Consider the following 14,101-nt stretch of genomic DNA (forward strand, 5'->3'; position numbering starts at 1 on the left):
ATACATCTACTCCCTAGAAAGGAGGTGATCCAGCCGCAGGTTCTCCTACGGCTACCTTGTTACGACTTCACCCCAATCATCAATCCCACCTTCGGCCGCTGGCTCCTTACGGTTACCTCACGGACTTCGGGTGTTACCAACTCTCATGGTGTGACGGGCGGTGTGTACAAGGCCCGGGAACGTATTCACCGCGACATGCTGATTCGCGATTACTAGCAACTCCGGCTTCATGTAGGCGAGTTGCAGCCTACAATCCGAACTGGGATGAGTTTTTGAGTTTGGCTCCACCTTGCGGTCTTGCATCTCTTTGTACTCACCATTGTAGCACGTGTGTAGCCCTAGACATAAGGGGCATGATGATTTGACGTCATCCCCACCTTCCTCCCGGTTAACCCGGGCAGTCTCACTAGAGTGCTCAACTTAATGGTAGCAACTAATGATAAGGGTTGCGCTCGTTGCGGGACTTAACCCAACATCTCACGACACGAGCTGACGACAACCATGCACCACCTGTCACCCTGTCCCGAAGGACTTCACCCATCTCTGGGTTATGCAGGGGATGTCAAGTCTAGGTAAGGTTCTTCGCGTTGCTTCGAATTAAACCACATGCTCCGCTGCTTGTGCGGGCCCCCGTCAATTCCTTTGAGTTTTAATCTTGCGATCGTACTCCCCAGGCGGAATACTTAATGTGTTAACGGCGGCACCGAGGTTCGACCCCCGACACCTAGTATTCATCGTTTACGGCGTGGACTACCAGGGTATCTAATCCTGTTTGCTCCCCACGCTTTCATGCCTCAGCGTCAGTTACAGTCCAGTAAGTCGCCTTCGCCACTGGTGTTCTTCCTAATCTCTACGCATTTCACCGCTACACTAGGAATTCCACTTACCTCTCCTGCACTCTAGACACCCAGTTTCAAATGCAGCACCCAAGTTAAGCTCGGGTATTTCACATCTGACTTAAATGTCCGCCTACGCATCCTTTACGCCCAGTAAATCCGGACAACGCTTGCCACCTACGTATTACCGCGGCTGCTGGCACGTAGTTAGCCGTGGCTTCCTCCTCTGGTACCGTCATTATCGTCCCAGAAGACAGAACTTTACAACCCGAAGGCCTTCATCATTCACGCGGCGTTGCTGCGTCAGGGTTTCCCCCATTGCGCAATATTCCCCACTGCTGCCTCCCGTAGGAGTCTGGACCGTGTCTCAGTTCCAATGTGGCCGATCACCCTCTCAGGTCGGCTACGCATCGTCGCCTTGGTGAGCCGTTACCTCACCAACTAGCTAATGCGCCGCGGGTCCATCTCAAAGTGGAATTTTCCGAAGAAAAATCCTTTGATGTTTCGATCATGCGACCAAAACATATTATGCGGTATTAATCTCCCTTTCGGGAGGCTATTCCCCTCTTTGAGGCAGGTTACCCACGTGTTACTCACCCGTCCGCCGCTAATCAACGTCTCCCGAAGGAGACGAATCATCGCTCGACTTGCATGTGTTAGGCACGCCGCCAGCGTTCGTCCTGAGCCAGGATCAAACTCTCAATTTAAAAGTTTACACTTTTTTAGTTGAAATGATTAATCTGCGCCAACTGTTAAGCTGGTTAGCAAGCTCATTACATACTTTTAGTCTTACGACTAAATTTTACTTTATACTAAAGTAATTAACTGGTTTAACGAAATATTATTTCGCTATCTTTACCTATTTCTCTGTTTAATTTTCAAAGACCAATTTGTTTTGTCATCATGTGACGACTTCTACTATAATACTAGGTATTTCTTATTTTGTCAACATTTTTTTAAATTTTTATATTTTTAACTTCAAATATCTTTTTATTTTTATTTGTAGTAAGGACAGTAACCGGTAAATAAAAACCTCTAATACTGTATCATTTATATATATTATTATATATGTACGGTTATTACTATATTAATCTCATAATATAACTCCTGTAATATTAACGACTTCAGAAAGAATTTTATACTCACACTTATAGCAATGGGAGACTTTCATTCTGAAATGTCGTTAAAACTATGAATATAAACTTTTATTTTATTTCTACATCATATTTGTTTTTTAATTCCGTTATGGATCTTGTATATTTCTCATTTTGTTTTTGGTGTGAAATATTCTCTAAAATCATAGGCCTAGATTCTTCCAAAGATTTCACATCTTCTGGACTTTTCTCATCTAATTGTATTAAATGATATCCAAATTGAGTCTTAACAGGTTCACTTATTTCACCAACTTGTAGTTCAAAAGCCACTTTTTCAAATTCAGGAACCATTCTACCTCTAGTAAAACTACCTAAACTACCACCTTGAGCTGATGATGGACATTTAGAATATTTTTTAGCCGCTTCCTCAAAAGACATTCCATTAGTTATTTCCGCTTTAATTTCTTGCATTTGCTCTAGGGTTTCTACTAATATATGTTTAGCTGATGCAGTCTCACCACTTTTAAACATTTGGCTGTTATCTTTATAGTACTTTTGAATCTCTTCTTCTGTTATATCTAAATCAGCCATTATATTTTTAACACCTACTTGTATTAAAACATCTTTTTCTATCAACTTCATTTGTTCTATATAGTCTGGATCTTTCTCCATATCATTATCAAGAGCATAATTATATATTAATTCAAAATTTATCATTTGATCTAAAAATTGTTTTTTACCTTCTTCTGTTTTGTAGTGTTCTTGCGTTTCCTGTGGAAATCTTAATAATGATCTTTCTATATCTTTTTCGGTTATTTTACTTCCATTTACTATAGCTAAAACTTTATTCTCCATAATTACTCTCCTTTAAAATTATTATAATTTTATATTTTCATTACCATAATACCATAAAAATACTAAAAAACACAATCAATAAAGTGTTATTTCAGAGCTGAAGCATGATTTTTTTTCAAGCACTAATTTAACTTAAAATTATAAATTACTATTACTATTTGTGATTCACAGATTTTTTTTATATAATATTGCTGATAAAATAAGCTTCAATTCATTTTCATAGTTCACTTTTAGTAATAAACTGAACGCCAAAAAGTCCCTCGCGAAAGAGCACTATAAATATTTACATACATTAAATTCATACTAATCACCAAGGGCGTACGCCCTTAATCTACCCATTTTCATAAGATGGTGAAATCCAACCATAGCATTCCAATTATAGGAAAAGCAGTGTTCATATTGATATCCTTGATGTTTCACTACAAGAAAATTATTTTCAATTTTCCATCGATAGCGTCCGATCTTAATACACCGATTTTCTACATTACTTTTAGTAAGCTCTTTCCCAGATATCCATACATATCTAACTGATTTTAGTTCATTACTCTTTGTTTTTAACTTCTTTTTCCTGTTCCCTTTTTTTCTGTCGTTCTTCTACTCTACTCATCAGGATTCACCACCTTGCATGGTTTAAGTCCCTTAAGACAATCTTTAAAATCCTTTTGGAGTGGATACATATAAATAGCTTTGGGAGGTAATAATATCTCTGTATTTTTGTCCATTCTGCCACGCCCTTTGGTATAACCTAGATATGTCCAGTTCGAAGCTTTATAACATGTACCCTCAAATTGAGAGGTATCTACAAAGGCCTCTAATAACACTGGCGAATAACAGTATTCTCTGAGCCAATCTTTTTGAATTTGTTTTATGGATAAAGCTAACGCTTTACTTGCTAAATTTTTGATATTAACCCAAGGAAATATTAAAAATCTACTGTTATTCAGTATAAAATGAAGCCTTACATTTTTATCTTCAATACTCCATCCTATCCATTCATCACGTGATTTAAGTGCCCACGCTGACGCGAAAAATTGAAGACACCCAAGCTTCTTATCTCCACTTTTAACAAAATAGTACAATCTAGAACCAAATACCTGCTTATCTCCCAACATATGATAATCATTAACATATTTTCGCCATAGTTTCAATTGGGCTCCGGCTCTTGCAATCTCTAAATTTATTGGCTCAAAATCTTTTAGATCCCCTATTATAGGAGTGATATCTATATCAAAGTCCGGTATTATTGAAATTGCTACTCTTTTGGATGCGACGACTAAAGGTGGTAGTTCAATAATCCCTACTTCTTCTAATTTTACTAGAAATGCTACGCATTGAGGTGTTTTGGCCCTTCCAGCTGGCGTAGTCCAGTTTAGAAACTCACATACAGTGCCCGCTAATTCTCTTCTTGATAAATGAGAATATTTATTTCTTATCTATTTGATAAGTTCTATATCTTCAGAAGTGAAATTTCGTCCGGAGGATGCCATGATAATATTGTCCATATTGTGTCCCACCTACCTCTCCAATATTATCATAATATTTGAGCTGTGGTGTTGTCCAGGGGCATTTAAGAAAAAGTTTTTCAAAAAAACTTATAGCCCTTGATATGCAAGGGCTATATTTTTATGCTTCAGGTCTGGTGTTATTTAAAAATAAAAAAAGCACTTCATAAAGAAGTGCTTTTTTGGTGGCTTACCGGGGAATCGAACCCCGGACACCATGATTAAAAGTCATGTGCTCTACCAACTGAGCTAGTAAACCATGTTTACCTGGCGACAACCTACTCTTCCACAAGGTCACCCCTGCAGTACCATCGGCGCATTGAAGCTTAACCTTCGTGTTCGGTATGGGAACGGGTGTTACCTTCATGCCATAATCACCAGATTGAGAATATAAATATTCTCTGAAAATTGCACAGTGAATTCGCTTTTTTATTTATTTAGGTCAAGCCCTCGACTTATTAGTATTAGTCAGCTGAACATGTTACCATGCTTACACCTCTAACCTATCAACCTGGTGGTCTTCCAGGAGTCTTACTAACTTGTGTTAAAAACACGCGTTATGGGAAATCTCATCTCAGGGTGGGCTTCACGCTTAGATGCTTTCAGCGTTTATCCCTTCCAAACATAGCTACCCAGCGATGCCACTGGCGTGACAACTGGTGCACCAGAGGTTTGTCCATCCCGGTCCTCTCGTACTAAGGACAGCTCCCTTCAAATTTCCTACGCCCGCGACGGATAGGGACCGAACTGTCTCACGACGTTCTGAACCCAGCTCGCGTGCCGCTTTAATGGGCGAACAGCCCAACCCTTGGGACCTACTTCAGCCCCAGGATGCGACGAGCCGACATCGAGGTGCCAAACCTCCCCGTCGATGTGGACTCTTGGGGGAGATCAGCCTGTTATCCCCGAGGTAGCTTTTATCCGTTGAGCGATGGCCCTCCCACGAGGTACCACCGGATCACTAAGCCCGACTTTCGTCCCTGCTCCACTTGTAAGTGTCGCAGTCAGGCTCCCTTCTGCCTTTGCACTCTTCGCGCGATTTCCAACCGCGCTGAGGGAACCTTTGGGCGCCTCCGTTACTTTTTTGGAGGCGACCGCCCCAGTCAAACTGCCCACCTAACAATGTCCTGTGACCAGATTCATGGCCTCCAGTTAGAACCTCAGTACTGTCAGGGTGGTATCCCAAGGATGACTCCACACAGGCTGACGCCCATGTTTCTCAGTCTCCCACCTATCCTGTACAGACAATACCGAAATTCAATGCTAAGCTACAGTAAAGCTCTACGGGGTCTTTCCGTCCAATCGCGGGTAGCAAGCATCTTCACTTGCACTACAATTTCGCCGGATGTGTTGTTGAGACAGTGCCCAAATCATTACGCCATTCGTGCGGGTCGGAACTTACCCGACAAGGAATTTCGCTACCTTAGGACCGTTATAGTTACGGCCGCCGTTTACTGGGGCTTAAGTTCATACCTTCGCTTGCGCTAAGTAATCCCCTTAACCTTCCAGCACCGGGCAGGCGTCAGCCCCTATACATCAGCTTTCGCTTTAGCAGAGACCTGTGTTTTTGCTAAACAGTTGCTTGGGCCTATTCTCTGCGACCTACTTACGTAGGCACCCCTTCTCCCGAAGTTACGGGGTCAATTTGCCGAGTTCCTTAACAACAATTCTTCCGATGGTCTTAGGATTCTCTCCTCACCTACCTGTGTCGGTTTGCGGTACGGGCACCAATATCCTCGATAGAGACTTTTCTTGGCAGCGTGGAATCAGATACTTCGGGAATAAATTCCCTTCCCCATCACATCTCAGCGTTAAGAGCAAACGGATTTGCCTGCTTGCTCCGCCTAAATGCTTAGACACACATCCAATAGTGTGCACATCTTATCCTCCTGCGTCATCCCATTTCTAATAACGTCCATTGGTGGTATCGGAATATCAACCGATTGTCCATCACCTACGCCTTTCGGCCTCGGCTTAGGTCCCGACTAACCCTGAGAGGACGAGCCTTCCTCAGGAAACCTTAGGTTTTCGACCGTTAAGATTCTCACTTAACTCTCGCTACTCATGCCAACATTCTCACTTCTGTACCGTCCACCACTCCTTACGGTATGACTTCAGCCAGTACAGAAAGCTCCTCTACCGCGTACACAATTGTGTACACCCATAGCTTCGGTGGTAAGTTTTAGCCCCGGACATCTTCGGCGCAGGATCTCTTGACTAGTGAGCTATTACGCACTCTTTAAATGAGTGGCTGCTTCTGAGCCAACATCCTAGTTGTCTTAGAAATCCCACATCCTTTTCCACTTAACTTACACTTTGGGACCTTAGCTGATGGTCTGGGCTGTTTCCCTTTTGACTACGGATCTTATCATTCGCAGTCTGACTGCCGAAATAAAAGTATATGGCATTCGGAGTTTGATAGGGTTCAGTAACTGTTGTCAGCCCCTAGCCCATTCAGTGCTCTACCTCCATTACTCAATTAATCGACGCTAGCCCTAAAGCTATTTCGAGGAGAACCAGCTATCTCCGAGTTCGATTGGAATTTCTCCGCTATCCACAGCTCATCCCATGGTTTTTCAACACCAACGTGGTTCGGACCTCCACGGAATTTTACTTCCGCTTCATCCTGGCCATGGATAGGTCACCCGGTTTCGGGTCTACGACATGCAACTTCGTGAACTTGCGTTCACAACGCCCTATTCAGACTTGGTTTCCCTTCGGCTCCGTACCTTAAGTACTTAACCTTGCTACATATCGTAACTCGTTGGCTCGTTCTACAAAAAGCACGCCGTCACACATATAAAGTGCTTCGACCGGTTGTAGGCACACGGTTTCAGGTTCTATTTCACTCCCCTTCCGGGGTTCTTTTCACCTTTCCCTCACGGTACTTCTTCACTATCGGTCACTAGGTAGTATTTAGCCTTGGGAGGTGGTCCTCCCAGCTTCCCACAAGGTTTCACGTGTCTCGTGGTACTCTGGATTAGATCTGACTGTTTTTCCTTTTCATTTACAGGCCTATTACCTTCTGCGGAGCAGCTTTCCAGCTATCTTCAATTAAGGAATTGCAGTATTTATGATCTATCCTCAACCCCCAGGTCAAAGACCTGGGTTTGGGCTCTTTCCCTTTCGCTCGCCGCTACTTAGGAAATCGATATTTCTTTCTCTTCCTCCGGGTACTTAGATGTTTCAGTTCCCCGGGTCTACCTCTGCATACCTATTTATTCAGTATGCAGTACATAGTTGTTACTATGTGGGTTCCCCCATTCGGAAATCTTTGGATCACAGGCTATTTGCGCCTACCCAAAGCTTATCGCAGCTTAACGCGTCCTTCTTCGGCTCCTAGTGCCAAGGCATTCGCCATGCGCCCTTTGTAGCTTGACCTTGATTCTGTCTATTTACATAGACGGTTATATTAATTTTGCGAAATTGTATTAAATCAATTCATAAACTATTTTCATAGTTTTAATTTTTTTAAAACAACTTTTTTCACTGTGCAATTTTCAAAGAACATTTTAAGAAAAACTATTAATTAGCTAACTCCTAAGAGTTAACTAAAATTAGTCTCTCAAAATTAAACAGAGAACTAGGTACGATTAATTACAATAGATATTGTGCATCGACCGAAGTCAATACATCTACTCCCTAGAAAGGAGGTGATCCAGCCGCAGGTTCTCCTACGGCTACCTTGTTACGACTTCACCCCAATCATCAATCCCACCTTCGGCCGCTGGCTCCTTACGGTTACCTCACGGACTTCGGGTGTTACCAACTCTCATGGTGTGACGGGCGGTGTGTACAAGGCCCGGGAACGTATTCACCGCGACATGCTGATTCGCGATTACTAGCAACTCCGGCTTCATGTAGGCGAGTTGCAGCCTACAATCCGAACTGGGATGAGTTTTTGAGTTTGGCTCCACCTTGCGGTCTTGCATCTCTTTGTACTCACCATTGTAGCACGTGTGTAGCCCTAGACATAAGGGGCATGATGATTTGACGTCATCCCCACCTTCCTCCCGGTTAACCCGGGCAGTCTCACTAGAGTGCTCAACTTAATGGTAGCAACTAATGATAAGGGTTGCGCTCGTTGCGGGACTTAACCCAACATCTCACGACACGAGCTGACGACAACCATGCACCACCTGTCACCCTGTCCCGAAGGACTTCACCCATCTCTGGGTTATGCAGGGGATGTCAAGTCTAGGTAAGGTTCTTCGCGTTGCTTCGAATTAAACCACATGCTCCGCTGCTTGTGCGGGCCCCCGTCAATTCCTTTGAGTTTTAATCTTGCGATCGTACTCCCCAGGCGGAATACTTAATGTGTTAACGGCGGCACCGAGGTTCGACCCCCGACACCTAGTATTCATCGTTTACGGCGTGGACTACCAGGGTATCTAATCCTGTTTGCTCCCCACGCTTTCATGCCTCAGCGTCAGTTACAGTCCAGTAAGTCGCCTTCGCCACTGGTGTTCTTCCTAATCTCTACGCATTTCACCGCTACACTAGGAATTCCACTTACCTCTCCTGCACTCTAGACACCCAGTTTCAAATGCAGCACCCAAGTTAAGCTCGGGTATTTCACATCTGACTTAAATGTCCGCCTACGCATCCTTTACGCCCAGTAAATCCGGACAACGCTTGCCACCTACGTATTACCGCGGCTGCTGGCACGTAGTTAGCCGTGGCTTCCTCCTCTGGTACCGTCATTATCGTCCCAGAAGACAGAACTTTACAACCCGAAGGCCTTCATCATTCACGCGGCGTTGCTGCGTCAGGGTTTCCCCCATTGCGCAATATTCCCCACTGCTGCCTCCCGTAGGAGTCTGGACCGTGTCTCAGTTCCAATGTGGCCGATCACCCTCTCAGGTCGGCTACGCATCGTCGCCTTGGTGAGCCGTTACCTCACCAACTAGCTAATGCGCCGCGGGTCCATCTCAAAGTGGAATTTTCCGAAGAAAAATCCTTTGATGTTTCGATCATGCGACCAAAACATATTATGCGGTATTAATCTCCCTTTCGGGAGGCTATTCCCCTCTTTGAGGCAGGTTACCCACGTGTTACTCACCCGTCCGCCGCTAATCAACGTCTCCCGAAGGAGACGAATCATCGCTCGACTTGCATGTGTTAGGCACGCCGCCAGCGTTCGTCCTGAGCCAGGATCAAACTCTCAATTTAAAAGTTTACACTTTTTTAGTTGAAATGATTAATCTGCGCCAACTGTTAAGCTGGTTAGCAAGCTCATTACATACTTTTAGTCTTACGACTAAATTTTACTTTATACTAAAGTAATTAACTGGTTTAACGAAATATTATTTCGCTATCTTTACCTATTTCTCTGTTTAATTTTCAAAGACCAATTTGTTTTGTCATCATGTGACGACTTCTACTATTCTACTAGGTATTTCTTGTTTTGTCAACAACTTTTTAAAACTTATTTTCATTTGAAAACATATTAAACAGTTAGTTTATCGTGCCACTCGTTTGTGACGACAAGGAGTATTCTATCACATAAATAAAAACGTAATTTCACAACATAGGTACTCTAGCTAGATTATATTCATATTTCTATATATAAGTCTAAATAATTCAATATTTCGCATCCTGATACACATGGGTAAGTATCATTGATATTAATAACGTACATACTCTGTTTAATATTATAAGACCTTTGTACCGTTTACCAATTTTTTTTGCTACTACGTGATTCTTCAATTCTCATATTTAAAAATTTTATACTATTCTTCATAATAACTAGCCCAACTTATAAAAATACATAGCCTCTCAATCAATACCCCAAGTATTTCAACTTCGCCAAAACAAGTAAGACCATTTCGACTTCATTAGACTATTAAAATTAATACTAAAATTTTAATAGTCTAATTATTTTTAACCAAAATAAAAACCGCTAAGTTATACTTAGCGGTTCTTTTCTTACCTGGCGACAACCTACTCTTCCACAAGGTCACCCCTGCAGTACCATCGGCGCATTGAAGCTTAACCTTCGTGTTCGGTATGGGAACGGGTGTTACCTTCATGCCATAATCACCAGATTGAGAATATGAATATTCTCTGAAAATTGCACAGTGAATTAATCTTCTTCTTTTTCAGAAGCTTAGTTTCTTTCTTACGAAAGAAATAGTTCCTGCGAAAGAAGTATATATCGCTTTACTTTTAATTATTTAGGTCAAGCCCTCGACTTATTAGTATTAGTCAGCTGAACATGTTACCATGCTTACACCTCTAACCTATCAACCTGGTGGTCTTCCAGGAGTCTTACTAACTTGTGTTAAAAACACGCGTTATGGGAAATCTCATCTCAGGGTGGGCTTCACGCTTAGATGCTTTCAGCGTTTATCCCTTCCAAACATAGCTACCCAGCGATGCCACTGGCGTGACAACTGGTGCACCAGAGGTTTGTCCATCCCGGTCCTCTCGTACTAAGGACAGCTCCCTTCAAATTTCCTACGCCCGCGACGGATAGGGACCGAACTGTCTCACGACGTTCTGAACCCAGCTCGCGTGCCGCTTTAATGGGCGAACAGCCCAACCCTTGGGACCTACTTCAGCCCCAGGATGCGACGAGCCGACATCGAGGTGCCAAACCTCCCCGTCGATGTGGACTCTTGGGGGAGATCAGCCTGTTATCCCCGAGGTAGCTTTTATCCGTTGAGCGATGGCCCTCCCACGAGGTACCACCGGATCACTAAGCCCGACTTTCGTCCCTGCTCCACTTGTAAGTGTCGCAGTCAGGCTCCCTTCTGCCTTTGCACTCTTCGCGCGATTTCCAACCGCGCTGAGGGAACCTTTGGGCGCCTCCGTTACTTTTTTGGAGGCGACCGCCCCAGTCAAACTGCCCACCTAACAATGTCCTGTGACCAGATTCATGGCCTCCAGTTAGAACCTCAGTACTGTCAGGGTGGTATCCCAAGGATGACTCCACACAGGCTGACGCCCATGTTTCTCAGTCTCCCACCTATCCTGTACAGACAATACCGAAATTCAATGCTAAGCTACAGTAAAGCTCTACGGGGTCTTTCCGTCCAATCGCGGGTAGCAAGCATCTTCACTTGCACTACAATTTCGCCGGATGTGTTGTTGAGACAGTGCCCAAATCATTACGCCATTCGTGCGGGTCGGAACTTACCCGACAAGGAATTTCGCTACCTTAGGACCGTTATAGTTACGGCCGCCGTTTACTGGGGCTTAAGTTCATACCTTCGCTTGCGCTAAGTAATCCCCTTAACCTTCCAGCACCGGGCAGGCGTCAGCCCCTATACATCAGCTTTCGCTTTAGCAGAGACCTGTGTTTTTGCTAAACAGTTGCTTGGGCCTATTCTCTGCGACCTACTTACGTAGGCACCCCTTCTCCCGAAGTTACGGGGTCAATTTGCCGAGTTCCTTAACAACAATTCTTCCGATGGTCTTAGGATTCTCTCCTCACCTACCTGTGTCGGTTTGCGGTACGGGCACCAATATCCTCGATAGAGACTTTTCTTGGCAGCGTGGAATCAGATACTTCGGGAATAAATTCCCTTCCCCATCACATCTCAGCGTTAAGAGCAAACGGATTTGCCTGCTTGCTCCGCCTAAATGCTTAGACACACATCCAATAGTGTGCACATCTTATCCTCCTGCGTCATCCCATTTCTAATAACGTCCATTGGTGGTATCGGAATATCAACCGATTGTCCATCACCTACGCCTTTCGGCCTCGGCTTAGGTCCCGACTAACCCTGAGAGGACGAGCCTTCCTCAGGAAACCTTAGGTTTTCGACCGTTAAGATTCTCACTTAACTCTCGCTACTCATGCCAACATTCTCACTTCTGTACCGTCCACCACTCCTTACGGTATGACTTCAGCCAGTACAGAAAGCTCCTCTACCGCGTACACAATTGTGTACACCCATAGCTTCGGTGGTAAGTTTTAGCCCCGGACATCTTCGGCGCAGGATCTCTTGACTAGTGAGCTATTACGCACTCTTTAAATGAGTGGCTGCTTCTGAGCCAACATCCTAGTTGTCTTAGAAATCCCACATCCTTTTCCACTTAACTTACACTTTGGGACCTTAGCTGATGGTCTGGGCTGTTTCCCTTTTGACTACGGATCTTATCATTCGCAGTCTGACTGCCGAAATAAAAGTATATGGCATTCGGAGTTTGATAGGGTTCAGTAACTGTTGTCAGCCCCTAGCCCATTCAGTGCTCTACCTCCATTACTCAATTAATCGACGCTAGCCCTAAAGCTATTTCGAGGAGAACCAGCTATCTCCGAGTTCGATTGGAATTTCTCCGCTATCCACAGCTCATCCCATGGTTTTTCAACACCAACGTGGTTCGGACCTCCACGGAATTTTACTTCCGCTTCATCCTGGCCATGGATAGGTCACCCGGTTTCGGGTCTACGACATGCAACTTCGTGAACTTGCGTTCACAACGCCCTATTCAGACTTGGTTTCCCTTCGGCTCCGTACCTTAAGTACTTAACCTTGCTACATATCGTAACTCGTTGGCTCGTTCTACAAAAAGCACGCCGTCACACATATAAAGTGCTTCGACCGGTTGTAGGCACACGGTTTCAGGTTCTATTTCACTCCCCTTCCGGGGTTCTTTTCACCTTTCCCTCACGGTACTTCTTCACTATCGGTCACTAGGTAGTATTTAGCCTTGGGAGGTGGTCCTCCCAGCTTCCCACAAGGTTTCACGTGTCTCGTGGTACTCTGGATTAGATCTGACTGTTTTTCCTTTTCATTTACAGGCCTATTACCTTCTGCGGAGCAGCTTTCCAGCTATCTTCAATTAAGGAATTGCAGTATTTATGATCTATCCTCAACCCCCAGGTCAAAGACCTGGGTTTGGGCTCTTTCCCTTTCGCTCGCCGCTACTTAGGAAATCGATATTTCTTTCTCTTCCTCCGGGTACTTAGATGTTTCAGTTCCCCGGGTCTACCTCTGCATACCTATTTATTCAGTATGCAGTACATAGTTGTTACTATGTGGGTTCCCCCATTCGGAAATCTTTGGATCACAGGCTATTTGCGCCTACCCAAAGCTTATCGCAGCTTAACGCGTCCTTCTTCGGCTCCTAGTGCCAAGGCATTCGCCATGCGCCCTTTGTAGCTTGACCTTGATTCTGTCTATTTACATAGACGGTTATATTAATTTTGCGAAATTGTATTAAATCAATTCATAAACTATTTTCATAGTTTTAATTTTTTTAAAACAACTTTTTTCACTGTGCAATTTTCAAAGAACATTTTAAGAAAAACTATTAATTAGCTAACTCCTAAGAGTTAACTAAAATTAGTCTCTCAAAATTAAACAGAGAACTAGGTACGATTAATTACAATAGATATTGCATCGACCGAAGTCAATACATCTACTCCCTAGAAAGGAGGTGATCCAGCCGCAGGTTCTCCTACGGCTACCTTGTTACGACTTCACCCCAATCATCAATCCCACCTTCGGCCGCTGGCTCCTTACGGTTACCTCACGGACTTCGGGTGTTACCAACTCTCATGGTGTGACGGGCGGTGTGTACAAGGCCCGGGAACGTATTCACCGCGACATGCTGATTCGCGATTACTAGCAACTCCGGCTTCATGTAGGCGAGTTGCAGCCTACAATCCGAACTGGGATGAGTTTTTGAGTTTGGCTCCACCTTGCGGTCTTGCATCTCTTTGTACTCACCATTGTAGCACGTGTGTAGCCCTAGACATAAGGGGCATGATGATTTGACGTCATCCCCACCTTCCTCCCGGTTAACCCGGGCAGTCTCACTAGAGTGCTCAACTTAATGGTAGCAACTAATGATAAGGGTT

General features: G+C 44.1%; 2 protein-coding genes, 1 tRNA gene and 7 rRNA genes (1 of these 10 cut by a window edge). All 10 read right to left on the minus strand.

What is annotated here, in order from left to right; all coding sequences use genetic code 11:
* Nucleotides 1-17: 17 nt before the first annotated feature.
* Nucleotides 18-1,543: ribosomal RNA gene (locus ACWJJ7_RS11190) — 16S ribosomal RNA — on the minus strand.
* Between the two features lie 498 nt (nucleotides 1,544-2,041).
* Nucleotides 2,042-2,785, minus strand: a complete 744-nt coding sequence (locus ACWJJ7_RS11195; RefSeq protein WP_462962201.1) for a peptidylprolyl isomerase — start codon at nucleotides 2,783-2,785, stop codon at nucleotides 2,042-2,044.
* A 599-nt stretch (nucleotides 2,786-3,384) separates the two neighbouring features.
* Nucleotides 3,385-4,035, minus strand: a complete 651-nt coding sequence (locus ACWJJ7_RS11200) for a Druantia anti-phage system protein DruA (protein ID WP_462964983.1) — start codon at nucleotides 4,033-4,035, stop codon at nucleotides 3,385-3,387.
* A 435-nt stretch (nucleotides 4,036-4,470) separates the two neighbouring features.
* A tRNA-Lys gene (locus ACWJJ7_RS11205) sits at nucleotides 4,471-4,546 on the minus strand.
* Between the two features lie 6 nt (nucleotides 4,547-4,552).
* Nucleotides 4,553-4,669 (minus strand): 5S ribosomal RNA (gene rrf, locus ACWJJ7_RS11210).
* 56 nt (nucleotides 4,670-4,725) lie between these two features.
* Nucleotides 4,726-7,668: ribosomal RNA gene (locus ACWJJ7_RS11215) — 23S ribosomal RNA — on the minus strand.
* Nucleotides 7,669-7,933: 265 nt separating this feature from the next.
* Nucleotides 7,934-9,459: ribosomal RNA gene (locus tag ACWJJ7_RS11220) — 16S ribosomal RNA — on the minus strand.
* A 758-nt stretch (nucleotides 9,460-10,217) separates the two neighbouring features.
* A 5S ribosomal RNA gene (rrf, locus tag ACWJJ7_RS11225) occupies nucleotides 10,218-10,334 on the minus strand.
* A 130-nt stretch (nucleotides 10,335-10,464) separates the two neighbouring features.
* Nucleotides 10,465-13,407 (minus strand): 23S ribosomal RNA (locus ACWJJ7_RS11230).
* Between the two features lie 263 nt (nucleotides 13,408-13,670).
* Nucleotides 13,671-14,101 (minus strand): 16S ribosomal RNA (locus ACWJJ7_RS11235); it runs 1,095 nt beyond the window's last position.
* The 16S, 23S and 5S rRNA genes sit together here with 1 tRNA gene alongside, the layout of an rRNA operon.

The sequence above is a fragment of the Clostridium sp. CM042 genome (assembly GCF_055080995.1).

Coding starts and splice junctions, on each gene's coding strand:
- ACWJJ7_RS11195 (WP_462962201.1), bottom strand. CDS start 2,785: ATGGAGAATAAAGTTTTAGCTATAGTAAATGGAAGTAAAATAACCGAA.